We start from the raw sequence: 26997 nt of genomic DNA on the forward strand, positions 1-26997 counted from the left end.
TCCGGAAGGTCGCTTCGTACCTCGCAATAAGGCGTGTTCAAAGTCGTCCTGAACTTGTTTCAGGAACCTCAGGACAGGTTAGCACGGTGTTTGATTTGCATGAGAGATGCCGAAATAAATCCGGCATGACGATATGTTATTCTAAAACTACCCTTCTGCACGCAAGGGGGCTATCATCCTTGCCACAAACATGGTATCGGCCTTGTTTTCATAACCGGTTAATACTTTCATTTCTTCCAGCTGCAAGCCCAGTTGTTTGGTGATGAAGTTCACCGCGTCTTCATTTTCGGCTTTAAAGGCCGAACAGGTGATGTAGATAAGCGGCTTGCCGGGTTTAAGGTGTTTGGCAACGTTGGTAACAATAGCTTGCTGCAGGCGTTTAAAAAAGTCGGTTTTATGCAGATCGAACTGACTGATCATCTCGGGTGTGCGGCCCCAGGTGCCCGAGCCGCTACAGGGCGCATCCAGTATAATGCCGTCAAATTCGTAGTTGTATAAAAGTTGCTCGTTGTTCTCGGTAAGGTCCATTACCTTTTTCTGGTACTTGCGCAGGCCCGCGTTTTGAAAACGTTCATCGAGGTTGGCCAGGATAGATTCGCGGATATCAGACACCACCAGTTTTATATCGGGTTGCAGGCTATGCAGCAACAACGATTTACCACCCGATGCTGCGCAGGCATCCCACCAGCTATCCCATTTCTGGGGCTTAAAATAATTGGCCGTTTGCTGCGACGACAGGTCCTGAACCTCAAACAAGTGCTGTTTGGGGAAGATGTTTTCGAGCCTCGTACCATTAGGCATAGATAAGCAGCCGTTACCTTCATCTTTGAAGGTAATTCCGGCCTTGGTCAGTTCGGCCTTTACCTGTGTTTCAAAGCCCTTGTTTACACGGATAAACAGATCAGGCTGTATAAAAAAAGATTTGAGGAAAGCGTCTTTATCAATTCCGGCGGAAAGCTGCGGTACCCAAGGGAACACATCTTCAAGGTTAAAATCGGGATAAGTGGCTTTTATCAGGTTTATTTTGTCGTCGATAGTAAAACCAACACAGGCCGCCCAATCGGGTTTAAAGTGTTGAAGGAACGAGTTTGATTGGCTGTTGCACAGAAACTCGGCTACCATCAAGCGGTCTTCGGCAGGCAAATTGGGGAGTGCACGGCCCAGGCGAAAATAGTTATAGATAAGTCTGCCTGCTACGCGCCGGTCAGTAGACCCCATTTGTTTGTTCTGGCGATAAAAGCCGGGTAAAAACTTACCTAAAGGCGTATCGGCAGGGTAGTCCCCTAATATTCGCTGAAACGTCTTTAACTGGTTAGTGGCTTTCATTGTACCTTCTTTAACTCAAAGTCTTCGTATTTAAGTATATCCACGTGGGTATTAATCCACCCCAGCCCGGGTTTTTTTACAAAATGAAAGCTGTTGTGTATGCCGGTAAAATCATCCAGATCGGGCTTGTTCATGTCTTCGCCATCGGCTAAAAGCTTGCCAAAATACATGCCGTGGTCAAAGCCTTTTATGGCAAATTCGGTAGGTTCAGCGTGGTAAACTCTGCGGTAGTTTCGTAAAAAGTTATTTGTTTCAGCGCCTTTATAATCTATTTTATCGGTAGAGGTGATGTGGGTGTTCAGGCTTTGTAAAAGCGCGGCCTTTAAAAACGCGAATTTATCCCAATTTGGGTGGCCAAATACCACCACGGGATAACTTTTTGAAAGGTTGCTCAACGCCCTAAGCGTTACCGTTAAAAAAGCCTGTTTGGTAGAGGGCACCACAAATATATTTTCCTTATCCGGCGATAGCTGAGCCATTATCGGCGCTAAATTGCCACGCGAAACCGTGATGGTAACTACCTGGATCTTCCGTTTGCCCAGGCTGTCAATAGTGCGCTTAAAAGGCGAGGTGTATTGCTTTTCTTCGCTAAAGCCCGAGGTGAGTATAAATACTTTTTTGGGTTTGATCTCTTTGGCTATATACGTAGCCGCGCCTGTTGCATGGTAAACCAATGGCGGCGTAATGGTAACCAACTTTTCGTTTTTGTATGTGGCCGGCCATGCGGGTGATAGCGGCGATACGATGGGCTTGCGCCAGCCAGTTAATGCCGAAGTAAAGCTTTTGATATCATCAGGGAAAACCGGGCCAACGATCAGGTCGCTTGCCTTAACCTGCGGGTTTAAGCCCAGGCTATGCGCCTGCGCGGCATCTGCCTTGCTGTCGAACACCTGCAGCCTGAAGTTGGCCCCTGTAGCGGTTATCGAATCAAGCGCCAGCTTGAAACCTTGGTAGTATTCAACCGACATGTTAGCCGATTTTAAACCTGCAGAAGTATACTTCTGACCGGCCGCAGCATGGTCCAATCCCAGGGGAAGTATCAGTGATATGACAGCGGTTTTTATCTCCGGTATTTTCACCGGTTTTTCTTCAATTTTCTCTGATTTTTTCGGATTTTTTTCAGTTTTTGTTTTTACTACCGGTGTAGGTACAGTACGCACTTTGGGCGAACACGCACCCATTATCAGCGCCGTTAAAACAAATATAAACCACTTATTCCCACTCAATTGTAGCCGGTGGTTTCGAACTGATGTCATATACTACCCGGTTAATTCCTTTTACGTTGTTGATGATCTCATTTGAGATCTTTGCAAGCAGGTCATAAGGCAGGTGGCACCAATCTGCCGTCATCCCGTCTAATGATTCTACCGCGCGCAGGCAAATCACGTTCTCGTAAGTGCGCTCATCGCCCATAACACCTACCGATTGTACGGGTAAGTAAATAGCGCCTGCCTGCCAAACTTTATCATAAACACCGGCAGAGCGCAAATTGTTGATATAAATCGCATCAGCCTGTTGTAATATGTCAACTTTTTCAGGCGTAATGTCGCCTAATATCCTGATAGCCAGGCCCGGGCCGGGGAAAGGGTGGCGGCCTAAAATATTAGGATCTATGCCCAGGGCCTTACCTACACGGCGCACTTCATCTTTAAATAAAGTGTTAAGCGGTTCAACTACCTTCAGCTTCATAAAATCGGGCAAACCGCCAACGTTATGGTGAGATTTGATGGTAGCCGACGGACCCTTCACCGAAACAGATTCGATAACATCGGGATAAATAGTGCCCTGGCCAAGCCAGCTTACACCTTGAACCTCGTGTGCTGCATCATCAAACACTTCAATGAAAACCCGGCCAATGGCCTTGCGTTTCTTTTCCGGGTCGCTTACGCCTGCAAGCGCATCGTAAAAGCGCTGTTTGGCGTCTATCCCCTTTATATTCAAGCCCATGTGCTGGTATGAATCAAGCACCGACTGGTACTCGTCCTTACGCAACAGGCCGTTATCAACAAATATACAATGCAGGTTAGCGCCAATAGCCTGGTGCAGCAATACCGCCGCCACAGATGAATCCACGCCCCCAGATAAGCCTAAAACCACCTTATCATCGCCCAGTTTAGCCTTCAATTCGGCAATGGTAGTTTCAATGAAAGAGTCGGGTGTCCAGTCCTGGCTGCAATGGCAAATATCAACTAAAAAGTTTTGCAGCAATTGCTTGCCATCTATGCTATGCGTAACCTCGGGGTGGAACTGTATGCCGTAGGTTTGTGTGCCGGTTATTTGGTAGGCGGCTACTTTTACGCTATCGGTACTTGCAATGATCTCAAAATCACCGGCTATGCGGGCAATGGTATCTGCATGCGACATCCAGACCTGCGAACCTGTCGGAACATCTTTAAACAAGGGATTATCCTGCTTTACAAAATCCAGGTTGGCGCGGCCATACTCGCGTGTACTTGATGCCAGCACTTCGCCGCCATGGAAATGTGCGATATACTGCGCCCCGTAGCAAACCCCCAAAATAGGGAGCGTTTTGTGGTGCCTGATAAACTCAAAATGCGGTGCATCTTCCTGGCGCACCGAATACGGACTACCCGAAAGGATGATACCTTTTACGCTTTGGTCAACTTCAGGAACTTTGTTAAAGGGATGGATCTCACAGTAGATATTGAGCTCCCTGACACGGCGCGCGATAAGCTGGGTAAATTGCGAACCAAAGTCAAGAATGAGGATTTTTTCTTGCATGGGCAAAGATAGGATTTTGAGCGGAAAAGTGAGGAAGGAAATTCAGATTTGAAATTAATACTTGGCCTAAAAAATTATATTCGCCAGTAAACATTCCGTTATGATAACGATACGCTTAGCTACATTTAATGATATTGAAGAATTGCAGCAATTAATTGGCCTTTCGGTACGGGGCTTAAGTGCAAGTTATTATTCACAACCGCAAATAGAAAGCGCTATCAAATATGTTTTTGGTATCGACAGCCAATTGATAATGGATGGTACGTATTACGTGGCTGAAAAGGGCAATACAAAAGTAGGGTGCGGCGGCTGGAGCAAACGCAACACTTTATATGGAGGTGACCAGCATAAAGATACAGAAGATCCACTGCTGAACCCTTTGAAAGATGCCGCCAGGATAAGGGCATTTTTTGTACACCCCAATTATGCGCGGCAGGGTATAGGCCGTAAAATTATTAATGTGTGCGAGGATGCGGCTAAAGCTTACGGGTTCAATAGTTTTGAACTTGGCGCTACATTGCCCGGAGTGCCTCTTTATGAAGCTATGGGATACACCGCAACTGAACGAATTGATGTTATCCTGCCGGATAAAGAATTATTAGGCGTAGTGAAGATGAAGAAAACTTAATTTAGCATGTACCCCTAAAAACTTGCCCCAACCCTTATTGCCTGATTAGCACCGCCGGGGTTATTAAACGATGTGCCATACATCACCCTTAAACCGATATTGGTTTGAAAGCCTAAGCCGAGTTCGGTGTAATTTTTCAGGGTAAGGGTAGACAGGTAATTTACATTGATGATCTCCTGCAGTTTTAGCTTGCGGATAAGCGGGATCTGGTTGATTATCAATCCGCTGAAATTGTGTTCTAAATGCCCTTCCAGGTACTTATCCCCGGTACTGAACCGGTAATAATCCAGCAGCAGAAAACTGCTGATACCGCCCTGGTAAAACAATACCTGGTTACCGCTGAAATGCTTGTAATCGGTATAGTAAATGTTTTTGGCATTGAAAAACTTACCCGCGCCTACATAGAACGATGTTTTGCCATAAAAGCCCATCGGGATATCTGTTTTAGAAATATCTAACGATAACAGGTTGTAATCCGCATCAGAACCAAATACGTTTTTAACCGCTTTGGTAAAGCTTAGGCCAATAGTTGGATATTTTGATGGCAGATAGCGTTTGCCGGTAGGATAGGTTTCGTACCGGTTGCTAAAATCGTAGGTGGTACGCACGTTTATTTTAAACGACTGATTTTCGGCGAATAAAGGTACATCCCCATACGGCACAAGCGGGTTGTTTGAGGTGAACTCATGCCCTTTTGGATGGAAGAAACTATAATTGGTTGTGTTTGAAAGATACCGGCGGTTTGCCCACTCGGCACCGGCATTGGCCTGCCAGCCGCCGTAAATACGTTTAGACAGGGTTGCCGCTGCATATTGTTTTTGGTACAGCTTTTCAAAATTCTGCCGGTTCAGCAACGTGTAAGCGGTGTTCATTAACTGCGTTATAGGCTCATGGTTGTTCATGTCTATCACATCGCTTCCGCCGGCCAGGCTGAGCCTGAACGAGCCGACAGGCATGGTTATACCACCGCTGGCATTAAACAGTTTGTTAGAGAAACCGTAACGCACTTTACCGTAAATACGAAGGTAACTGTTGTTTACACTGTCTATCTGTTTAGTGAACGAGCCGCCATACCCAAGCGCCAGCCCTTCAACAGTATTGTAGGATACCGAACTTATCAGGGAATTCAGGTTGTAAGTTTCATGCTGGTACCTGTTACGGTGGCGGTAGCCGCCCAGCAGCAATTTGCCTATGCTAACCTTGTTGTTTTCCTTATCAAGCGAGTCCAGGTAAGGTTTCGATTCTCGTTTGGCGGCCAGTACAGCTTTCTTTTGATAATCCGTTTTCTCTTCGCCGGTGAGTGGGATAGGTCTTTGCTGCTCCCAGTAAACCGAATCTTTTTTGTTTACGCCTTTTGTGATCCGTAATGTTTCGGTAAATTGTGTTTTATCAAGCTTCGGGTTTATGTCATAATCTTTATAAACAGAAATAAAATATCCGCCAAGTTTAAATCCGAACAGGCCGCCGGTAAATTCAAATTTTAGCGAGGCCGGCATCCACGCATTGCCGCCAACGGGGAAGAATTGTTCGCTAACCTTAAGCGTATCTACAAAATTGATGTTGGCCTTTTTGGTGATGAACAGATCGAGGCCCTGAATGCGCCAGCTATCTTCTAAAATATAAATGTAACCGCTAAAGCAGGGGGCGTATTCGTTGCGTGGTATTACCTGGATCTTGTTGATGGTCTCGCCGTTTTCGATGGTAGTGCCCGCATATTTATAGCGGTAGTAAGATAAAGCGTTATCCGCTATCGGCGATATCAGCGGGCGGTTGCTAAGGCCTTCCCAGTTTTGCAGGTTTTCATAAAAGTTTACCTGCATATCCGAGGCGCGGTTAAAAGTGAACGCCCGGTTGCTGCCTGAGAATTTGGAAGAAATGATCTCTTCGTGTACCTTGTCGGGCCGCATAAAAGTGTACCTGGATTGCGACTCTGACAAGTAAACTATACCTGTGCGGTTAGAATCGAGGCCGTTCTCGCGGGCCATTTTCTGAACATCAAACCCCAGGAATTTTTTTGGTGCGGCCAGCAGCTTTTGCATTCCTTTTATATAAACCTCGGTGGTATAAGCATGTACCTCATTCAAATAGGTTTTTCGTTTTTTTATAGCCTTACGTATAATGGCGTATGCAGGGTCCTCGGCACCTGCGCGGATGGTTACTTCCTTTATCTGGTAGTCTTCGGCCTTTAAAGTAATGTTGAGGGTTTGGGTCGTTTTCAGATCCAACAGTCGGCTCTCTTGCCGGTAGCCCATCGCACGGTATTGCACATCGTATCGGCCGGGTGTTAAATTTAAGGTGTAGCTGCCATCGCTATTAGCCGATGTGCCTTTGGTAGTATTGCGAACATACACCGTGGCAAAAGGGATGGCATTGCCGGCGTCGTCGGTTATTTTGCCCCGGATGGTAATATCCTGGGCGAAAATGGCAGATGTAAAAAATAGAAATATGATGAGCAGAAGGGGTGATCTCATAGGGGTGAATAAGCTTACGCTAAGTTGTGTAAATAGTTTAGATATGCGTTGTTAAATTTTGTTAAACAAAAAGGCGTATTTATTTCTAAACACGCCTTTTTTATGTCATGTACCTAACGGCACATCTTTTAGCTTATTTCAATATCTGCTCTATCTTTTCCAGTTCCTCCGATGAAAAATCAATGTTATCTAATGCTTTTAAAGAATCGGCCAGTTGTGCCGGTTTGCTGGCGCCTATCAATACAGAAGTTACCCTGTCGTCTTTCAGCAGCCAGGCTAATGCCATTTGCGCAAGCGTTTGGCCGCGTTGTTCGGCTAAGGTATTCAGTTGTTTTATTTTGGCTATTACTTCGTCGGTAACCTGGCTTTCCTGTAAAAAACCGGTTGATTTTGCCGCGCGAGAATCTTCAGGGATGCCATGCAGGTATTTATTGGTTAATAAACCCTGCGCCAGGGGCGAGAACGGGATACAGCCTACGCCGTCCTTTTCCAATATATCCAGCAGCCCTGCTTCGGGGTCGCGCACGAACATGGAATATTTGGGCTGATGAATTAAGCAAGGTGTACCCAAACGTTTAAGTATAGTAATTGCCGCTTCCGCTTCCTCGGCGTTATAGTTTGAAATACCCGCATACAAGGCCTTACCCTGGCGAACAATAAGGTCTAAAGCACTCATGGTTTCCTCTAATGGTGTTTCAGGGTCCGGGCGGTGGTGGTAAAATATATCTACATAATCCAACCCCATGCGTTTAAGGCTTTGATCCAGGCTGGATACCAGGTATTTTTTTGAGCCCCAGTCGCCGTAAGGGCCGTCCCACATGGTATAGCCGGCCTTGGTAGATATGATCATCTCATCGCGGTAACCGCTAAAATCTTCCTTTAATATCTTCCCAAAATTGGTTTCGGCGCTGCCGGGAGGGGGGCCGTAGTTGTTGGCGAGATCAAAGTGGGTGATGCCGCTATCAAAAGCCAGGTGCAGTATGCTACGGAAGTTTTCCATCACATCTACATGGCCGAAATTATGCCAAAGGCCTAATGAAACGGCTGGCAGCTTTATACCGCTTTTACCGCAACGGCGGTATTGCATTTTGTTATATCGTTCTTTAGAGGGTAGGTAGGTCATAATGGTTTTGTTTGAGGCTAAAATAGGGTTTCTCAACCGGGATTAAACTGATTTTTACGATTTACCGAAAAAAATAATATCTCATCGCTACGTTTCCAGCAGTGTCATATCATAATATCAAACTACCTCTGCCACTACAAATGTACTGCCGCCTACAAAAACCAGGTCTTTATCGGTAGCATTCGCTTGTGCGGCTTGCAGGGCTGCTTTTACAGAGGGGTAAGTATTTCCATGCAAATTAAAGCTTTCTGCTTTAAGCCTCAGGCTTTCAGCTTCCAGTCCGCGTGGTATATCCGGGCGGCAAAAATAATAGGTAGCTTCTGTTGGTAGCATGGCTAACACTTTGCTGCTGTCTTTATCGTTTACCATGCCTATAACAAAATGAAGGTGTTCGTAATTAACAGCGGCGATATTTTTTAACACTTCAGTTATACCTTCCGGATTATGGCCGGTATCGCAAATAGTAAGCGGGCTGCGTGATAAAACCTCCCAGCGGCCGTGCAGGCCTGTTAATGTTTTTACTTGTTTTAATGCGGTGACGATATGTTCATCAGTGATAATAAAGCCTTGTTTGCGCAATTCATCCACAGCGGTTAAAACCGTGCGTACATTTTTTAACTGATAGCTTCCGGGCAGGTCGAGCTGGATGTGAAAGGGTGCATCGATCTCCATGTAATCCAGATTTCGGACTTCGGACTCACGGCTTCCGACTGCATCTTTTACAGCTGAGGCAAATACCAATTCCGCGTTTACTTCTTTTGCTTTATTGATGAATACTTCGGCCACTTCGGGCTGATATTCCCCGACAATTACGGGGATAGAGGGTTTGATGATACCCGCTTTTTCCGCTGCTATTTTTGGCAATGTATCGCCCAATAGATTCATGTGGTCCCAGCCGATATTCGTGATAACGGACAACAGCGGGTTGATGACATTGGTAGAATCCAGCCGCCCCCCCAAACCAACCTCTACAATGGCGATATCTACCTGCTCCTTCGCGAAAAAATCAAATGCCAGGGCAACGGTCATTTCAAAAAATGAGGGCTGTATCTGCTCGAAATCATGTTTATGCAACGCCACGAAATCAATAACGGCTTGCTCACTGATCATCGCGCCATTTATCCGGATGCGTTCGCGGAAATCTTTAAGATGCGGCGAAGTGTATAACCCTGCTTTATAACCAGCGACCTGCAATATAGCCGCCAGCATATGCGATGTTGACCCTTTGCCGTTGGTACCCCCCACATGTACGCTTTTAAACTTGTGCTGCGGGTTATTTACAAAATTCAATAAAGCAATGGTGTTGGTAAGGTCGGCCTTATATGCGGATGCCCCTACGCGTGTAAATAAGGGTAATTGCGTGTAAAGATAATTGATGGTGGCTTTGTAGTCCATGGTCCATAGTCCATAGTCAATAGCTATTGGCTGGTAATGCAAAATTAAAACATTTTTACTATGGTCTATCGTCCATTATCTATGGACTTAATTTTAATGTCGTTTAAACACAAAAGTTTGTGTGTAGGTTTGTACGTCGCTGGCATTGGCCGAGGCGCTCACCTTCGCACTCAGAACGGCTTGTATACACTTATTTACCACGTCGCCATCAAGTAGCGTAGAACCACGGCCTACATTGGCATAAATAACATTGCCACTTTTGTCAATTCTAAACTCAATTACTACTTTACCTTCAGCATTGCCGATATCAGGTTTGGCGGGAGGGCGCGAAAAGTTACGCGCGGTTAATGAATTACCGCCATTTCCGGAACCTGTTCCGTTATAATTATCGGTTAAGGTTGTTCCTGTTGTTTTGCCCTGGTTGCCCGGTGTGCTGCCGGTACCGTCGCCTTCGCCGGTGCCGTTATTGGTTTTACCTTTATAAAGGGCGTTTTGGTTCACAGTTGGCTTGGGCTCGGTTTTGGTGGTAGGCTGTGTGGCAACATTTGTACTTGGCTTTTTACTGTTTGCTGTTACTTCGGGTGCGTCTTCGTTGTCTTGAGTAACTACGTTTTTATCGCTGTTATCTACCTGTGGTTTTTCTTCGGTGGGTGGGGCGGGGGTTACCTTGTCGGGTTTGGTGTTGTTGGCCTTTTCGGCTGCTGAGGGTTCTTCAACACTCATGTAATCACTGCCTGATCCTTCGTCAACAGTGCCATAATTAACCAGGATACCGCCTGTGCCGTCCTCCTGTTTTACCGGCATTTGGAAAACGATAAAATAGCACAGGGCTATTACCACGCCAAGTATAATGCCTGTGGCGGCAAATGCTTTTGGATAATTATTTTCTTCCCTGTAGTCCATTTTTATTCAGTTTGCAGTTGGCGGTTGGCAATTGGCAGTTCTGTAATTTAAGTAAACTGCAAACGCATAACTGCCAACTTCCTATCTATGGTTTAGGTTCTGTTGCCAGTACCAGTTTTATATTCAGTTTTTGTGCTATATCCATTACCTGTACCACATCCTGTATGGCAACGGTACGGTCTACATAAAGAACAATGGTAAGCTCGGTTGCCAGCGATTTATAACTTTGCAGCGTAGATTGCAACTGGTCTACCGGTACCTGCTTTTTATCAATGGTATAATTCAGATCCTTATCAATAGATACATTGATGGTTTTTTTTGATACCGATTGCCCGCTTGATGATTTAGGCAGCATCAGCTTTATTACGTTGGGGTTGGTTACCGTAGACGCGATCAGGAAAAACAAAAGCAGGAAGAACATGATATCGTTCATGGCCGAAGTATGCACTTCTGCTGATGCGCCTTTATGTCTTTTTCTTAAGTTCATTTGCTTGGTTCTTCTAACAGGTCTATAAATTCAATAGCGTCGGTCTCCAGTTTCAGTATCACCTTGTCAACCATCATATTTAAAATATGGTAGCATACATAAGCAAGCAGACCTACAAATAAACCTGCCGCCGATGTTACCATTTTTACATATAAACCACCGGATATAACACCCATACTGATGTTATCGGTTTTGGATATATCATAAAATATCTTGATAACCCCTGCAATGGTACCCAGGAAACCAAACATGGGGGCTATACCGGCAACTATACCGATGATACCTATGTTTTTTTCCAATTTGGATACTTCCAGTTTACCTACGTTCTCGATAGCGCCCTCGATATCTTTTATAGGGCGGCCAATACGCAGCAAGCCTTTCTGCAACATACGGCCCAGAGGCGAGTTGCTGTTACGGCAAATGGCTATGGCCGATTGCAGATCGCCCGAATGGATGCTTGAGCGCACCTGGGTCATTAAATGCGATTCATCCTTTGATGCCTTGCGGATGGTAAAATAGCGTTCAAAAAATATAACGAGTGCAAGTATAAGTAACAGGCCGATGGGTAACATAATCCAGCCACCTTTTATCAGCAAATCGCCAAAGCGCAGTTCTTCATCGGGTATTGCGGCCAGCTGTTGCGTGGCCTGGTGCGCGGTATCAATTAGCTTTTGGGTGGTATCTGCGGCAACCTGCAATAATAGCATCATAGTTTTTGTTTAATTCGTTAGTGTAACAATGTATCCTGGTAGGAATATTCTTTATTTTTTTATTCGTGTAATATAGATCTGGTCTTGTGTGAACTTACCGGTGTTGAGTATCTTATCATAAGCACTGGTAGCATCAGCTTTAAGTTTAAATGTGCCCAGCGAAATGTTATACTTTTTGCCGGGAACGCCATTCGCAATATGCGCCTGAAATCCTTTTGCTTCAATTTTATTTATTTCCTCGTTTGCTTTTGCCAGCGTTTTAAACGCGCCCGCTAATATTTCATAACGCGGACCGGTGATAATATTGTTTACCGCGGTATCCGTTTTTGCTAAGGTATCTTTTACCGTGGCTGTTTTCGCCGCAGCGGTCGTATCTGTTATTGGCGCTGTTTTGCCGGTATCCTTAGCGGTCGTATCGCCAACAGGCTCAATCTTGGCATTTACAACGGTTTCTTTTTTTACCGGGGTTTGTGATTTAAACTCACCCTGATCAAATATAGATACACCGCCATATCTATTCACCAGGAACACAACCAACGCGGCAAATAACAGCGCCAGTATCACAAAAGTTATTCTCGACCTTCTGCGCTTTTTGCCGGATAACGCTACCAGGTAAGCTTCGTGTTCCTCATCGGTTTCAAATGTCAGCTCACTCTGTTGCTGCTGCGGCGCTGCCGGAGCAGCGTATTCTTCTTCCACCGGTGTATCGGCGGCATATGGTTCGGGTGTAGCCCGTTCTGCACGGTCGCTTCCTAATTTATGAATGGTTACCGGCTGATACGCAAAAAAATCAGGATCGGTGCTCATATCAGTGTTCGGCCTGAATAGCAACCTGGAGTCGCTGGTATAAAACCAGCCCAGGTCTGCCAGCGGCGCTTCACCCATCTGTGCCTGGAGCTTTACGCTATTAACAAATTTTTCGGTGAAATATTTTGATGATGCCAGCGAAATGTTCTTTTTATCTGCAATATATTGAGGCAACGTATCATCGTCTATCGATTGCGGATCAAATTGTACGTTGTGGGCGGGCGGGTAAAACTTGCCCTCGTCGTCGTTATAATAACCGTTTATGCGTGTATGCGCAAAATAACCTAACCCTGGTACACTTACGTCGCCATGTTGCGCCAGCAGTTCGCTTATAAAATAGCCTACATCCATTCGCTAAAAGTACGGATAATTATAAAACATCAAAAAGCTTAAAACGCGTAGCCTACGCCGCCAAATATATTAAACCCGTAATTTGGATAATACAGCCACGTTTTGCTGCTGGCGTTAAGGATATTGTTTGCCTGTATAAATACCGAAAGCTGTTTATTAACCTTATAGGTTGCGCCGCCGCTCAGGTCGGCAAATGATGCAACCTGGGTGTAAACAGGGGCCGAAGGCGTACTGCCGGTTACCAATAGCGGGTCCTGCGTGCTGCCGCGGAACAATAACGACCCGTTAATATCAACCTTATCGTTTATGTGGATGCTTGTACCGGCCGTAAGTATAAATTTAGGCAGGTTCCAGGGCTGCGCCTCGGTAGCCATTTTGTAATCTTTGATCTCAACACGGCCGTATATATTTACATCTTCGGTAGCTTTAAAATCAAGTTCGCCATTAAAGCCGCTCACCCGGGCATCGCCATTATCATATATTACCTGGTATTTGTTAAACGTAGCCGCAAAGTTGTTTACAAATAGCGGCAGGTTTTTTATGCTGTTGCGGTATATAGCCGCTTTAAAGCCAAGGCCGGGTGCCAATGTGCCTTTTAAGCCAACGGTAACATCAAGCTTATCTACAGAATTTACCAGGGCTATGTTTTCGCCAAGAAAAGGGTTTATATCGGTAAATTCTTTGAGCGACGCACGGTTAATATCCCCTTTGGCTTCGGCAAAAAGGCGAACATATTTCGGCACCACCTGAAACTCAAGCTTAGCTGCCGGGAATATGTAAAAGCGCGATGATACGCCAAACTCCTTGGCTATATTTACACCCGCGTCAATTTTATAGTTTTCGCCCTGGAATTTGATATAGGGGTTAGCCCTTATAATGCTGTTGTTGTTTGAGTAAGCCACATCCTTTTGTGTAGCCAGATCTAAAGAGGCACTTAAGCCGGCATAAAACTGCTTAACCGTTTTGTTTAAAAAACCACTCACTACAACGCTGTTTTCTTTAGCGCTAAAGGCATTGCTGAATATATACCCCTTAAACTTTGCCGCATAGGTAAAGGCGTTTTCTTCGTCCTTAAAGTTCTTTGCTATCTCGCCCTCGGCGCCTATGGTGTTAAAGGTTTGCTTTGCAGGGTCGAAGTTAACCGGCGGGTTATCCTGATCTATCCCGTAAAAGTACGTTTGATGGCGGTTATAGGTTAAACGGCCGGTAAGCGTGTTTTCTGCATTTATGCTTTTACCAAATACACCAACTTCCTGCCTGCTATCGTTCTGCTTGCTTATAGCGCTGCCGCCTTGTGCAAAGTGTTTAAAAAATCCGCCAACCTGCAGGGCCTGGTCTCTGCCATTGCCAAAGTACCCTTCTGCAAAAGTGGTTTTCATGCTGCCGAAACCGATCTTTGCAAAGTTATTCAGCAAAGCCGAATCCTGCTCGGCCGGGCGTTTCATCGCGTCAAGTTGGCGAATATTGTTATCCTGTGAAAGCTTTTTATCGATAGGAGAGTAGCTTAACGGCGCTTTGTACGGCGATTTATCCTCCAGATCCGGGTTGCGCCGAATTTTCACCGCTTCGGCCAATACCGGTTTGTACGATGTAGTCACTACAATTTCTTGGGCCAGGCTGCTGCCACTATTAGGTGTGTTGCCATTTTTAGTGGTATCGGCAGCGGGCACTTTTGCAGCTGCATCACCTAAAGTTTTGGCGTACGCTTTTTTGGCAGAAGAACTTTTCGCCGGTTGTTTTTTTGTTGTGGGTTTCTTTGTTTGTGCGCCGGCAGGAACAAAGTATAATACCATTAATAAGGTAAGCAGTGTTACGGTGTATCTCTTGGTCATTGCTTGTCTTTTTCTATTGTTCTTTGTTTTCCTGTTTGGTTTGTTCGGTTGCAGCTGGTTCTGCAGCCGCAGGTTTGTCGTTAGCAGGGTTGGCCTGTTCGGCCTTCTGCGGCTCCAGCACATTCATTTTCTGTCGGGCTGTATTCAAAATATCATCATCGCCTTTGTAGTTATCAATAATACTTTGTAAGGTTGCCTTAGCCTGGAAGATGTCTTTCAGCCCTACATAATTATCAGCCAGTAAAATATAGGCTTTAGCTACCCAGTAATCATAATTAGGCAAGTCCTTAACCAGATCAAAACAGGTTTTTTGCGATGCCTTGTATTTGCCCTGCAGGTATTCAATGTTTGCGATATTGTATTTGGCTTCGGCTGCGGCCACGGTTTTGGTATTGCTAACGGTGTAGTTCAACTCTTTTACGGCAGCAGTGGTATCGCCCCTTTGAAGGTAAGCTTTACCGGCGTATAGCCCGGTTTTGAATTTTTCTTCCTGCGATGATTTCTCATTATCACGTATCAGCTTTACGTATTTTAAAACATCGTCGGGCATGTTTATCTGCGAGTAGCATATCAATAGGTTGTTAACCGCGAAGGTGTAATCTGCCTGGTACTCTGAGTTTGTTTCCAGCCTTTTCAAAAATACAATTGCATCGTTATACTTCTTCTGGTTCATGTACAACTTGGCCATGCTGATAAGCGATTTTTCGCTGTAAGCGCTTGTCCAGTCGTTAAGTATAACGTTATAATCAACCACAGCCTCGTCGGTTTTACCCAGGTTGGCCAGGCTTTGCGCACGAATAAACCGCGATTGTTTTTCATAGATCTGCTTGGTCGGGAATTTATCAAAATAAGCGTTCACCGCATTTACAGTACCCTGCCAATCGCCTTTTAAATAAAGGTTGTTGGCCGCGGTGTATAAAATGCTTTCCTGTTCGGCGGTGGTGTAATTGCCTATTGCAGTTGAGTTGGCATAGTTTAAGAACGACGAGGCATCACCTTTATCAGTATATATCTTTTCAACCTGTTTTAATGCCTGTTTAGCTTCGTCAGAAGACGAGTAATCCGATACGACCTTTTTGAACGATTCGGTTGCGGCATCGTCGTTCCCTGCATTATAGTCTATTAACCCGATGGTGGTATAAGCACGTGGTATATAGCTGCTGCGCGGATACTTTTGTATCATAGCGTTCAAGTCGGCCTTGGCGCGCTCGCCGTCGTTTTTCAAAAAGTAAGCATAGGCTATCTCAAAGGCAGCGTCATCAGCGTAATCCGAATTTGGGAACTGGCTTAACAGGTTGTTCAGCGTGCTGATCTTAGCATCCGGGTTACCCTGCAATCCTTGTATTATACCGCGCTGAAATAAGGCGTATTGCTGCCCCTGGCTGTGGCGGGCAATAATGCGGTCGTAGTTTTCTAAGGCGTTACCATAACTCTTTAATGCAAAGTAGCTATCACCCAAACGGCTTATAGCATCGTTCTCGGTGCTTTGGTCTTTTACATCGCCCCGCAAAAATTTCTCAAAGTAGTTGGCGGCCTTGCGGTATTGCTCATCGTAAAAAGCAGCGTAAGCAAGGGCATAATTGGCAAAGTTGGCTACATCGGTCTCTTTGGATTCCGGCATTCTTAAAAACTCCTCGAAGTTTTCTACCGACTCGGTGTACTTGCGTACCTCATACATCGATTCGGCCATCCAGTAAAGGGTTAAAGCCTTTATTTTTGTATCAACCGGGTTTTGTAACGACCGTAGGAAAATGCCGATTGCGTTTTCGAAGGCGCGCTCGTTGTAAAACTCGAGTCCGCGAAAATAAGTCACTTTTTGGTAAGCTATCTGTGCGCTTTCAGATTTGTTGGGGATAGGTTCTAATATTTCTACAGCCTCTTTGTAATTCTTAGAGTTTAACAAAGCTTCGCCCAATAGTATTTTAACGTCTCCTGTACGGGTTGACCGGGGGTAATTTTTCAAATACTGGCGGGTAGCTATCAGTGCCTCGTTATTAAAATCAAGCTCGTAGGATAGTTTGGCATATTCATACAAGGCGTCCTCTTGCAATTGGGCATCGTAATTTAATTTTGACGCGGTACGGAAAGCGTTGCGTGCGCTTTGCTTATTGTTCATTTTCAGGAACACGTCGCCTAAAGTATAGCTGCCGCTTTGGCTGTAATTATCATTTTGCGCCACCAGTTTTTCTAAAACAGTAGCGGCTTTACCATAGTTGCCCACTTTATAATATGCATAACCTATCTGGTAGCTATCCTGGGTGTTTTGGGTACGGCCATTATCGGCGTTTTCAAAGCGGCTGTAGTACTCAACGGCTTTATCATAGTTAGCCTTTGCAAAATACGATGCCGCAATAATACGCAGCATTTCGGTCTCGTTTTGTTGCTTTGTGCTATTGATGATGGGTATAGCATAGTTAAGTACATCATCGTATCGCTTATCTAAAAAATAAACGGCGGTAATGTAATAAGGGTAACTGCTTTCGTATTTTTTCGAATTTTTTAACCTTTCGAAATTAACCAGCGCCAAATGGTAGTCTTTATTTAAGTAAGCTATATAAGCAAAGTAATAAATGGCATCATCAGTAAACGGCGATCGCTTGTTTTTTACCTCACCAAATAAAAGTTGCGCGTTCTTGTAGTCGTTTGTGATGAAGTAGGCATAACCTTTTCTGAACTTATACTCGGTATTTTGTGCGCCGTTCAGGTCAACCGCGTCGACTTTGTTAAACCAAACCAGCGCCTCGGTATACTTTCCCTGCTTAAAATACGATTTGCCTACCTGAAAGTATGCCTGTTTGGCAAGCGGGTTTTCGGGGTGCTCTTTTATAAAGCGGGTTAACATACTTTCGGCATCGTCGTTGCCAAGCTCTAAGGCGCAAAGGGCTTCGTAGTACTGCGCGTTTTCCTTAAGTAAGGATAATTCTGATTCAAATTTTGATTGCTGACCGGTTTTTAATTTTGTTTGCTCAACCAGGCGAAACTGCTCGGCAGCGGCAGCATACTTACCCATGGCCATCAGGTTATTCGCATTTTGGTAAGTGCGGTTGGTGTGGAAGGATGGGTTTTGCTGCGCCAGCGCAGGCAAGGCCAAAAATACCGGTGCAATAAAGGTGATGTATCTAAGTTTGATCATAAAGCGCAATAATGATGATGCTAAAATAGCTAATCGCAAAAATGCAATCCACATTAGTAATTAACAAGTGTGGATAAGCACTTTTTTTAAACGATGTTACTTATTGCAATGGTATGCTTGTGGAAAACTTTATATAACAATGTAATAGCCCGGTAATAATTATATAACCCGTTACGCGGTTAAAAATAATTGCATCACTTAAAGCGTTTTGCAAGAGTATGTTAAGGAAAATTCTTGCTTTTTTATGGTTGCCTTTGTTAATAACGGGGCTGTTAGCATTTAAGGCTGCCCCGCTGCCAATCACTTATATTACCCTGCAAAATCCGGCACTTAAATTAACCCCGACTGAATTTTATATTAGCGATATTATTGACGAACGCAGGGAAAATAATACCATCGGCAGTTTGCAACCGGTAGTAAATAATATTAGCGGCAATGTTGTTCGGCCTTATAGTATAGATATAAAAGGTGGTTTTACAGCTTTAAAAAACTTTATAAGCAATGCGCTGCCTGCTAATAAGCATTATCGCGCGGTAATTGCCAGGCTAAAAACACTGAAGGTTACCGAGGCGCCGGTAAATGGAGGAATGGTGAAAGGGGATATTAAACTTTCAATTGCTTTTTACCTGGAAAAAGCTGATGATCCGGTTTTTCTTGTTGATTATAATACAACAACCACCTACCAGCGCAAGCCCGGCCCTGCACAGCAAATAGAACCCCTGATAAACAGCGCGCTTGGCAATAGCCTTGTGTACTTAAATAATTGGGTCAACACGGAGGCTGCCGGGAACATAAAACTGGCTAAAGGAGTGAAGGTAAATTTTACAGAATATACCGAACCTATAGAGGGGGATACGATTTATTACCAGGTTGACCGCCCCTTGCGATGGGTTGATTTTAAGGGAAGAAAGCGAATAGGCAGCAAATACGCCGCCGAGATTTTTGCAGGCCTTGGTTACGATCAGGATGCAAAACTGGTCAACGGTATAGTAAATGTTACTTTGGCAATGAAGGTATACGTACCTAAAAGCGCCTGCTGGGTAAATACGGATGCTTTAAATGACTATAACTTAACCCACGAACAACACCATTTTGACATAGCCAGGCTGGTTGCCGAACATTTTAAACAAAAAATCAAGGGTTTGGATATGACACCGGATAACTATGAGGCTACTATAAATATGGCTTATATTGATGCCTTAAGAGAGATGGGAGATTTGCAAAAGCAATACGATACGGAAACCGGGCATAGCGCAAATACTTATCAGCAACAGTTATGGAATAAACGTATTGATAAAGAGTTGGCTGACCTTGGAATAAAACCAGGATTGCTTTAAGCTGCTGCCGTGGTAGTTAGATGTCTTTTTATAGAATTAAGCAATACGTTGATATCGAAGGGCTTTTCTATAAAATCATTGGGGCCGTTTTCCTGATTTAAGCTGCTGCCCACATTATGGCTTGCCGAAATCATTATAACAGGTATATTGTGTGTATCGGCTTCTTTTTTTAGCGCCTGGCAAAGCTCGCGGCCGTCTAAATTGCCAAGCATAATATCAAGCAATATAAGGTCGGGATGCTTATTTTGTATTGTTTCCATCAATAACCGGCCATCTGTTAATGTGTCTACTTTATAACCCGAATCTTCGAGTATAAATTGCAACACCTCTAATATATCTTTATCATCATCCACCGCTAAAATCCGTCTCATTGTGTTTTATTTTAAGTAAGTATCTGTATAATATCGAATTACAGGAGCAAAACTTATACCAAACAAGCCGTTCTTGCGCAATTAATGTGGCTTCTTTAAAATGTACCTTGATTTTTTACAGTTCGCGCAGAAATATCGCTTAAGAGGTAAAAAGAAAAATAAATTTTTGACGAACCAATTTCTGTGAAGCTGGTGATGAAATAAATTGCCGCATTTAGGGCAGGGGGTACTGGGCATTTTGGCTGAATGATTCAAGTTGTTACTGCTGCTATAGGGATATAGTAGATACGTTAAAAATAATCGTATGGTTTGCTGTTAAAAATAGTGGGGGAGTACAAATATGCAATTAAATATCGAAAAACAGCCAAACCGGCATATAAAAAGTTGCAGTGGGCGGCATATTCAACACCATTGCCAACGGCCCGTAGCGCTACGCTGCAAAGTTAAATTATTGTAAACCAAATGTTAAGCGGTAATTTTGTTTCTTGAAAATTCCTTAATTTTTTTGAAAAAATTAAAGTAATTTCCATAAAAAAGGTCCCGCTTTAACGGGATCTTTTTTATTTTGATGAGGATATTAACTCCAAAGGTTGGTGGGATAGGTGCCGTTTTGTACTAATTCTGATATTGATTTTTGAACGATGGGCTTATCTTCCTTATAAGTAACCCCAAACCATTTGGTGGCCGTTGGTATAACTTTAAAAGATGCAGTACCGCTCTTGATCAACTCATCGGCAACCAAAGGGATAAAGAACTCTGCCTTTGGGTTGGCTTTGTTTGTTTCAACAAATTTTTTGAAAAGCTCCATGCTTTGTTCAAAAACCGCGGGCGTAAAGCCCCAGAAATTCATGGATACGCGTGTGTCGTTAGCTAAGGAGTGTTCGCCGGTTGCATCTTTATAAGCTACAGTGCCGTCTTCTTTGAAATACACCTCTGTACGTTCGGTTACTTCGGTCATGTTACCGTTCTCGTCAACAGCGCAAACACCACGCGATACGGTGCCGTGGTCTGATAAAGTTTTATCTATCTGGTAGCCGATAATGGCATATTTGTCATCAGCAACTTCGGTAGTCAGGAACTTAGCCATTTTATCGAAGGCGTCGTAACCGTAATAATCGTCAGCATTAATAACGCAAAAAGGCTCGTTTACCTGGTTGCGTGCGGCCAATACCGCATGCGCGGTGCCCCAGGGTTTTGCCCGCTCTATCTTTTCCGGTATGCCGAATGGCTCCAGGTCGTAATTCTGAAAAACATAATCCGTTTCGATACGGCCCTTTAATTTTGGCTCAAATATGGCTTTAAAGTTTTCGGCAAATTCCTCGCGGATGATGAAGCTAACCTTGCCGAAGCCCGCTTTTATAGCATCGTAAATAGAATAATCGATAATGGTTTCGCCGTTGGGGCCAAAGCCGTCAACTTGTTTCATACTGCCGTAGCGGCTGGCCATTCCTGCGGCCAAAATTAATAATGTAGGTTTCATGCTTAAAGTAGGGTATAGATGTTTGTGTAATACACAAGGTTAAATGTGTATAAATGTTTCAAAATTATTTAATGTACCTGAAGTCCTGCCCGTTTTGAATGTTCAGCAACGATTCGTATATCAAACGGATCACGTTGTCTACATCGTCCTTATGGATCATTTCAACGGTGGTATGCATATAGCGCAGCGGTAACGATATCAGCGCTGAAGGAACGCCATCGTTTGAGTATGCAAAAGCATCGGTATCGGTACCGGTTGACCTGCTCGAGGCCTGACGCTGAAACGGTATACCCGCCTTCTGTGCCGATTCTATCAGCAGTTTGTTCAAATTATTCTGTACTGCAGGGGCGTATGATATAACCGGGCCCTTGCCGCAAGCCAGGTCGCCCTGGGTTATCTTGTTGATCATCGGGGTGCCGGTATCGTGGGTAACATCAGTAACAATGGCCACATTAGGTTTTATACGGTGCGCTATCATCTCGGCGCCGCGCAAACCAATTTCTTCCTGTACGGCGTTTACTATATAAAGGCCGAACGGCAGTTTTACATTGTTCTCTTTTAACAAACGGGCAACCTCGGCTATCATGAAACCACCGGCGCGGTTATCCAAAGCACGGCCAACATAGTAGCGGTTGTTCAGCACCATAAACTCGTCTTCGTAAGTTATTACGCAGCCAACATGTATGCCCATCGCTTCAACTTCTTCTTTACTGGTGCAACCGCAATCTAAAAAGATGTTCTTTAGTGATGGCGCCTCTTCCTTTTCGCCGCCTAAGCGGGTGTGTATGGCCGGCCAGCCAAAAACAGCTTTCACTATGCCGTTATCGGTGTGTATGTCTACCCGTTTTGATGGCGCTATCTGGTGGTCGCTGCCCCCGTTACGGATTACATAGATCAAACCGTCATTAGTGATATAGTTTACAAACCACGATATTTCATCGGCGTGCGCCTCAATAACCACCTTATATTCGGCCGTCGGGTTTATCACGCCCACAGCAGTGCCGTAATTGTCTACAAAATGATCGTCGATATATGGTTTTAAATAATCCAGCCAAAGTTGTTGGCCTTTCCATTCAAACCCGGTTGGCGAAGGATTATTGATATATTTTTCAAAAAATGCTAATGATGTTTCGTTTACTACAGCCGGTTTTTGTTCGGCCTCAGGTTTCTTTTTTGCCATGTGTTGTATCTAATAATGCTGCCTGGGGAGGGTAACAGTTTCGCAAATATAATAAAGCAATTGATATTGAAGAAATGTCTGTTAAACAGTTATTGATATAAATCTTTATCCGGCTACGGTTTGCGGCGCAGCAAGCCTTCACAAAGTAGCTATATGCGGCTGAACGGTTGCTTATGTTTTATGTTCTGATTTATTATTGCCAATTTGCCACACCCAAAATCAAATAGAATACATGAGATCTGCCATCTTTAAAGTTCATAAAGCCCCCGGTAATAAAAGAATCAATTATAAGATGGGTGGGGAAAAAACAGTGGGTTTTGCTGCCGGCATAGCGCTAATATTGCTGCTTTGCTCTTTTAGTGTTGCCATGGCTGCCGGTAAAAAGCCGGGTACACCGCGCCCTAAAATTGTAAACATTGTAAATTTTATTCGCCTGCTGGAGCCGAGGGATGCCGCGATAACCGAAGATGTTTTATATGAAACAGTGGTAAAGCAGGTAGCCATCATGAAAAAATATAAGCTGCCCGGCACTTTTCTTTTACAATACGATGCGCTGATGGATGCCCGGTATCAAAAATTGCTGGCAGGCTTACCCAGGGGTTCGTTTGAAATTGGCGGATGGTGGGAAATACCCCAGCCGCTGGTTGAAAAGGCAGGCCTGAAATGGCGGGGGCGCTACCCTTGGGACTGGCGGGCAAACATTGGTTTTTCAACAGGTTATACGCCTGCCGAAAGGGAAAAGCTGATAGATGTTTATATGGCCGATTTTAAAAAGGTGTTCGGTTATTATCCAAAGTCGGTAGCATCGTGGTTTATAGATGCGCACAGCTTAAACTATATGTACCAAAAATACCATATCGTAGCATCGGCAAACTGCAAAGACCAGTATGGTACAGATGGGTATACCCTGTGGGGCGGGTATTGGAATCAGGCATATTATCCAAGCAAAATAAACTCGTACATGCCCGCGCAGCATGCGCAAAACCAAATCCCGGTGCCTATTTTCAGGATGCTGGGCAGCGACCCCATCAGGCAGTATGATACCGGCATAAGTAACGACAGGCAGGGCGTTATTACGCTGGAACCCGTTTACCCGAAGGCAGGCGGCAGCCAGGAATGGGTAGATTGGTTTTTCAGATCTTTTACCGGCGACGAGCCATTAGGGTTTAACTACACCCAGGCCGGGCAGGAAAACTCTTTTACCTGGGATGCTATGGCCAAAGGTTTTGAGATTCAAATGCCCCTGATAGCCAGGTTAAGGGCCGAAGGTAAGCTGAGGGTAGAAACGCTGGAGCAATCCGGCTTGTGGTTCAAAAATAAATATAAGGTAACACCCGCTACCACCTTCGCGGTAACTAAAGATGTGGCAGGCAGCGACCTGAAAACTATTTGGTTTAACAGCCGCTTTTACCGCATAAATATGCTTTGGGAGGGTGGTGCCCTGCGCATCCGCGATATCCATTTGTTTGATGAGAATAAGCCGGATAAGTACACCAAACAGGTGGCAACATCAAACGAATGTGATTTTTTTACCCTGCCGGTAGTGGATGGCTACATCTGGAGCAAGCCCGGCCAATTTGCAGGCATGCGTGTTAAGGCATTGATTGACGGGCAAGAGATTTTGTTAAAAGGCGGCAATCCTCAATTTACCAACGTTGGCACAACCGGGGTGCACATTTCCTGGCCGCTAACCACCATAAACGGATCCTTGCAAATGGACCTGAACGAGCGGACGATAAATATCAAATTGGTTAGTAACAAACCGTGCAACTGGTATCTCGACCTTGACACCGCCCCCGGCGCTAAACTGCCGTTCAATAAGGTCAACTTAAAAAACGTTAATTGTAGTTTTGATGGCATGGATTATAAGCTAAATGCCGCTAAAGGCACTTTTTCTGAACCTGGCAATGGCGCTGTTCTACGGTTAAAGCCGCAAATGAATATAATTTCGCTAAACCTGGCCGATACAAAAGCCTTATAATTTATACCCTTTATTACCGAAATGAAAAGACTGCTGAAAATTGAAATAGTTACCTTGTTATTGCTGTTAAACGTACTAACTGCTGCAAGCGTTTACGCCCAGGTTGGTGCTGTATCTCTTAAATGCGAACACTTGTCTTCGCCAATTGGTGTCGATGCCATCCATCCGCGCCTGTCATGGCAAATAAGCGATACCAGGCAGGGCGCCAGGCAATCGGCCTACCAGGTTTTGATCGCAAAAGATTCCGTAGGCCTTTCTTCTAAGAAAGGATATGCCTGGGATTCAGGAAAGCTTAGTTCACCGGCGAGCAGTATTACCTACAATGGCACTAAACTGGAACCCTTTACCCGGTATTACTGGAAGGTACGTACCTGGGATAAAGACGGTAAATTAATGCCTGATAGCCGCATCACTTTTTTTGAAACCGGCATGATGGGCATGGCCAACTGGCGCGGTAACTGGATAAGCGATGAACACAGTATCAACACCCTGCCTGCGCCATATTTCCGTAAAACGTTTACAGCGGTTAAAAAAATAAGATCGGCCAGGGCATACATCGCGGTGGGCGGTTTATACGAATTGTACATTAATGGTAACAAAGTTGGCAACCACCGGTTAGACCCTATGTACACCCGGTTCGACAGGCGCAATCTGTATGTAAGCTATGATGTTACCGCCCAGGTGCAAAGCGGTAAAAATGCCATTGGCGTAATATTGGGCAACGGCTGGTATAACCATCAATCGCTGGCGGTTTGGAACTTTGACCGCGCACCCTGGCGGCAGCGCCCAACCTTTTGCCTGGACCTGCGCATAACCTACGAGGATGGTACCACCAGCACTATTTATACCGACGATAGCTGGAAAACACATCTTAGTCCGATAGTATTCAACAGCATTTACACGGGCGAACATTACGACAGCAGGCTGGAAATGCCGGGATGGAACACCCCCGATTTTGACGATACAAAATGGCAGGAAACCATGCTGCGGGCCGCGCCTTCAAAAAACATTGTGAGCCAGCTAATGGTGCCGATACGGAATGTGGAAGAGATCCCCGCAAAATCGATAGTGAAGTTTACCGACCAGGATTATGTGATCGATCTTGGCCGCAATATAGCAGGGGTAACCAGGGTGAAATTAAAGGGCGACAGCGGCACCATAGTAAAGATAGTACATGGCGAAAGGCTGTACCGGGTAACGGGCACAAAGCCCGGCGATAAGGCCGTAAAAGGACATGTAGACCTATCAAACATTGATGTTTACTATCGCCCTAAAGACGACACCGATCCCTACCAAACCGATATTGTGATATTGAACGGTAAAGGCGAAGTGGATTTTATGCCGAAGTTTAACTATAAGGGCTTCCAATATGTAGAGGTGTTGAGCAGCAAGCCCATACAGCTGCAAAAGGAAGATGTTACCGGGTATTTTATGCACAGCGATGTAGAGGCCGTGGGTAATATCAGCTCCTCAAACCCGCTGATAGATAAATTGTGGAGGGCCACCAATAACTCTTACCTCTCTAATCTTTTTGGGTACCCTACCGACTGCCCGCAGCGCGAAAAGAACGGATGGACGGGCGATGGACATTTCGCGGTGGAAACCGGTTTGTATAATTTTGACGGCATAACTGTTTACGAAAAATGGATGGCCGACCACCGCGACGAGCAACAGCCAAACGGTGTACTGCCCGATATTATACCCACCGGCGGCTGGGGCTACGGAACGGCTAACGGTACCGACTGGACAAGCACCATAGCCATTATCCCCTGGAACCTGTATATGTTTTATGGTGATAGCAAGCCGCTGGCCGATAACTACAATAACATTAAGGCATATGTAAATTACGTGACCGGGATAAGCCCTAACGGGTTAACCACATTTGGCCGCGGCGATTGGGTGCCGGTGAAATCATCGTCGTCTTTAGAATATACGTCTTCGGTATATTATTATGTGGATGCCACCATATTGGCTAAGGCAGCTAAATTGCTGGGTAACCAGGCCGATTTTACACGTTACAGCGCGCTGGCCGCGAAGATCAGAAAAGCGATAAACGATAAATACTTTAACCCCGCCACCTGCATTTATGGTTCGGGCGTGCAAACCGAACTGAGCATGGCTTTGCAATGGAAGGTTGTGCCTGAGCAATACAGGCTTAAGGTGGCCCAAAACCTTGCCAAACGCGTAGCGCAGGACGGTATGCACCTGGATGTGGGTGTGCTTGGCGCCAAGGCTATTTTAAACGCATTAAGCGATAACGGGCAGGTAGAAACCGCCTACAAGCTGGCCGCGCAGGATACCTACCCATCATGGGGCTGGTGGATAGTGAATGGTGCCACAACCCTGTACGAGAACTGGGATATCAACGCAGCGCGCGATATATCATTAAACCACATGATGTTTGGCGAAATTGGGGGCTGGTTCTTTAAAGGCCTGGGTGGTATTAAGGCGGATGAAACGCAACCCGGTTTTAAGAATGTGCTGCTGCAGCCAAACTTTGTTACCGGGCTTAGCTTTTTTAACGCCAGTCATGAAGGGCCATTCGGCCTGATAAGATCATCATGGGTACGCGAAGGAAATAAAGTTGTTTACAACGTAGTGGTTCCGGCTAATTCATCGGCCACTATAAAGTTTCCGGTTGGTAATTCGTCAAAGGTGTTTTTAAACGGAAAACAGGTTAGCAAAACGCAGCAATACAACGTTACTGCCGGGGCTTACAGGTTTGAAATAAGGTAAGGGG

Annotated in this window: 19 protein-coding genes; 4 read left to right on the forward strand and 15 right to left on the reverse strand. The window is 45.0% G+C overall.

From position 1 onward, the window contains the following. Positions 1–147 precede the first annotated feature (147 nt). Genes GWR56_RS10950 through guaA form a run of 3 tightly spaced genes read right to left on the reverse strand, consistent with a single transcriptional unit; the run spans position 148 to position 4068 of the window. On the reverse strand, positions 148–1326 hold the full coding sequence (locus GWR56_RS10950; RefSeq protein WP_162431282.1) for an RsmB/NOP family class I SAM-dependent RNA methyltransferase: 1179 nt from the start codon (positions 1324–1326) through the stop codon (positions 148–150). Then, positions 1323–2507 (reverse strand): ABC transporter substrate-binding protein, encoded by a 1185-nt coding sequence (locus GWR56_RS10955; RefSeq protein ID WP_162431283.1) that lies wholly within the window; start codon positions 2505–2507, stop codon positions 1323–1325. The genes GWR56_RS10950 and GWR56_RS10955 overlap by 4 nt, the downstream gene beginning before the upstream one ends. 31 nt (positions 2508–2538) lie before the next feature. Next, a complete protein-coding gene (guaA, locus tag GWR56_RS10960; protein WP_162431284.1) occupies positions 2539–4068 on the reverse strand; it encodes a glutamine-hydrolyzing GMP synthase in 1530 nt (509 codons plus the stop codon). Between the two features lie 100 nt (positions 4069–4168). On the opposite strand from guaA, the gene GWR56_RS10965 reads away from it, so the two are divergent. Then, positions 4169–4696 carry a GNAT family N-acetyltransferase gene (locus GWR56_RS10965; RefSeq protein WP_162431285.1) on the forward strand — a complete coding sequence of 176 codons (528 nt, stop codon included), beginning with the start codon at positions 4169–4171 and terminating at the stop codon, positions 4694–4696. A 14-nt stretch (positions 4697–4710) separates the two neighbouring features. Here GWR56_RS10965 and GWR56_RS10970 read toward each other — a convergent pair whose 3' ends face one another. The 9 genes from GWR56_RS10970 to GWR56_RS11010 form a co-directional block, all read right to left on the reverse strand. Then, complete coding sequence (locus GWR56_RS10970; RefSeq protein WP_162431286.1) at positions 4711–7167, reverse strand: DUF5686 and carboxypeptidase regulatory-like domain-containing protein; 2457 nt, start codon at positions 7165–7167, stop codon at positions 4711–4713. Positions 7168–7300: 133 nt separating this feature from the next. After that, positions 7301–8290 (reverse strand): L-glyceraldehyde 3-phosphate reductase, encoded by a 990-nt coding sequence (mgrA, locus tag GWR56_RS10975; RefSeq protein WP_162431287.1) that lies wholly within the window; start codon positions 8288–8290, stop codon positions 7301–7303. A 117-nt stretch (positions 8291–8407) separates the two neighbouring features. Then, complete coding sequence (locus GWR56_RS10980; protein WP_162431288.1) at positions 8408–9685, reverse strand: folylpolyglutamate synthase/dihydrofolate synthase family protein; 1278 nt, start codon at positions 9683–9685, stop codon at positions 8408–8410. Between the two features lie 93 nt (positions 9686–9778). Continuing rightward, a complete protein-coding gene (locus GWR56_RS10985) occupies positions 9779–10588 on the reverse strand; it encodes an energy transducer TonB (protein WP_162431289.1) in 810 nt (269 codons plus the stop codon). Between the two features lie 85 nt (positions 10589–10673). Further along, positions 10674–11075 carry a biopolymer transporter ExbD gene (locus GWR56_RS10990; protein ID WP_162431290.1) on the reverse strand — a complete coding sequence of 134 codons (402 nt, stop codon included), beginning with the start codon at positions 11073–11075 and terminating at the stop codon, positions 10674–10676. Further along, positions 11072–11785, reverse strand: a complete 714-nt coding sequence (locus GWR56_RS10995) for a MotA/TolQ/ExbB proton channel family protein (protein ID WP_162431291.1) — start codon at positions 11783–11785, stop codon at positions 11072–11074. The genes GWR56_RS10990 and GWR56_RS10995 overlap by 4 nt, the downstream gene beginning before the upstream one ends. Before the next feature lie 51 nt (positions 11786–11836). Next, the gene (locus tag GWR56_RS11000; RefSeq protein WP_162431292.1) at positions 11837–12943 is read right to left on the reverse strand and encodes an SPOR domain-containing protein; all 1107 of its coding nucleotides are present in this window, start codon (positions 12941–12943) and stop codon (positions 11837–11839) included. Positions 12944–12981: 38 nt separating this feature from the next. After that, a complete protein-coding gene (locus GWR56_RS11005) occupies positions 12982–14775 on the reverse strand; it encodes a hypothetical protein (protein WP_162431293.1) in 1794 nt (597 codons plus the stop codon). Positions 14776–14788: 13 nt separating this feature from the next. Further along, entirely contained in the window at positions 14789–17908 is a 3120-nt protein-coding gene (locus tag GWR56_RS11010) for a tetratricopeptide repeat protein (protein ID WP_162431294.1), read from the reverse strand. 218 nt (positions 17909–18126) lie between these two features. Here GWR56_RS11010 and GWR56_RS11015 point away from each other — a divergent pair, with 218 nt between their 5' ends. Beyond that, positions 18127–19245 carry a hypothetical protein gene (locus GWR56_RS11015; RefSeq protein WP_162431295.1) on the forward strand — a complete coding sequence of 373 codons (1119 nt, stop codon included), beginning with the start codon at positions 18127–18129 and terminating at the stop codon, positions 19243–19245. On the opposite strand, the gene GWR56_RS11020 is transcribed toward GWR56_RS11015, so the two are convergent. From GWR56_RS11020 to GWR56_RS11030, 3 genes are all read right to left on the reverse strand, one after another. After that, positions 19242–19616, reverse strand: a complete 375-nt coding sequence (locus GWR56_RS11020) for a PleD family two-component system response regulator (protein WP_162431296.1) — start codon at positions 19614–19616, stop codon at positions 19242–19244. The genes GWR56_RS11015 and GWR56_RS11020 overlap by 4 nt on opposite strands. Positions 19617–20193: 577 nt before the next feature. After that, entirely contained in the window at positions 20194–21096 is a 903-nt protein-coding gene (locus tag GWR56_RS11025; RefSeq protein ID WP_162431297.1) for a sugar phosphate nucleotidyltransferase, read from the reverse strand. 64 nt (positions 21097–21160) lie between these two features. After that, positions 21161–22276: a M42 family metallopeptidase gene (locus GWR56_RS11030; protein WP_162431298.1), complete on the reverse strand. Its 1116-nt coding sequence runs from the start codon at positions 22274–22276 to the stop codon at positions 21161–21163. A 232-nt stretch (positions 22277–22508) separates the two neighbouring features. On the opposite strand from GWR56_RS11030, the gene GWR56_RS11035 reads away from it, so the two are divergent. Next, the gene (locus tag GWR56_RS11035) at positions 22509–24257 is read left to right on the forward strand and encodes a hypothetical protein (RefSeq protein ID WP_202925310.1); all 1749 of its coding nucleotides are present in this window, start codon (positions 22509–22511) and stop codon (positions 24255–24257) included. Positions 24258–24278: 21 nt separating this feature from the next. Then, positions 24279–26993: an alpha-L-rhamnosidase gene (locus GWR56_RS11040; protein ID WP_162431299.1), complete on the forward strand. Its 2715-nt coding sequence runs from the start codon at positions 24279–24281 to the stop codon at positions 26991–26993. Positions 26994–26997: the final 4 nt, after the last annotated feature.

Source organism: Mucilaginibacter sp. 14171R-50 (assembly GCF_010093045.1).
Lineage (GTDB): Bacteria > Bacteroidota > Bacteroidia > Sphingobacteriales > Sphingobacteriaceae > Mucilaginibacter.

Coding starts and splice junctions, on each gene's coding strand:
- GWR56_RS11020 (WP_162431296.1), bottom strand. CDS start 19,616: ATGAGACGGATTTTAGCGGTGGATGATGATAAAGATATATTAGAGGTG.
- GWR56_RS11010 (WP_162431294.1), bottom strand. CDS start 17,908: ATGATCAAACTTAGATACATCACCTTTATTGCACCGGTATTTTTGGCC.
- mgrA (WP_162431287.1), bottom strand. CDS start 8,290: ATGACCTACCTACCCTCTAAAGAACGATATAACAAAATGCAATACCGC.
- GWR56_RS10980 (WP_162431288.1), bottom strand. CDS start 9,685: ATGGACTACAAAGCCACCATCAATTATCTTTACACGCAATTACCCTTA.
- GWR56_RS10950 (WP_162431282.1), bottom strand. CDS start 1,326: ATGAAAGCCACTAACCAGTTAAAGACGTTTCAGCGAATATTAGGGGAC.
- GWR56_RS10965 (WP_162431285.1), top strand. CDS start 4,169: ATGATAACGATACGCTTAGCTACATTTAATGATATTGAAGAATTGCAG.
- GWR56_RS11040 (WP_162431299.1), top strand. CDS start 24,279: ATGAAAAGACTGCTGAAAATTGAAATAGTTACCTTGTTATTGCTGTTA.
- GWR56_RS11005 (WP_162431293.1), bottom strand. CDS start 14,775: ATGACCAAGAGATACACCGTAACACTGCTTACCTTATTAATGGTATTA.
- GWR56_RS11000 (WP_162431292.1), bottom strand. CDS start 12,943: ATGGATGTAGGCTATTTTATAAGCGAACTGCTGGCGCAACATGGCGAC.
- GWR56_RS11015 (WP_162431295.1), top strand. CDS start 18,127: ATGTTAAGGAAAATTCTTGCTTTTTTATGGTTGCCTTTGTTAATAACG.
- GWR56_RS10990 (WP_162431290.1), bottom strand. CDS start 11,075: ATGAACTTAAGAAAAAGACATAAAGGCGCATCAGCAGAAGTGCATACT.
- guaA (WP_162431284.1), bottom strand. CDS start 4,068: ATGCAAGAAAAAATCCTCATTCTTGACTTTGGTTCGCAATTTACCCAG.
- GWR56_RS10970 (WP_162431286.1), bottom strand. CDS start 7,167: ATGAGATCACCCCTTCTGCTCATCATATTTCTATTTTTTACATCTGCC.
- GWR56_RS11030 (WP_162431298.1), bottom strand. CDS start 22,276: ATGGCAAAAAAGAAACCTGAGGCCGAACAAAAACCGGCTGTAGTAAAC.
- GWR56_RS11025 (WP_162431297.1), bottom strand. CDS start 21,096: ATGAAACCTACATTATTAATTTTGGCCGCAGGAATGGCCAGCCGCTAC.
- GWR56_RS10985 (WP_162431289.1), bottom strand. CDS start 10,588: ATGGACTACAGGGAAGAAAATAATTATCCAAAAGCATTTGCCGCCACA.
- GWR56_RS10955 (WP_162431283.1), bottom strand. CDS start 2,507: ATGGGTGCGTGTTCGCCCAAAGTGCGTACTGTACCTACACCGGTAGTA.
- GWR56_RS10995 (WP_162431291.1), bottom strand. CDS start 11,785: ATGATGCTATTATTGCAGGTTGCCGCAGATACCACCCAAAAGCTAATT.
- GWR56_RS11035 (WP_202925310.1), top strand. CDS start 22,509: ATGAGATCTGCCATCTTTAAAGTTCATAAAGCCCCCGGTAATAAAAGA.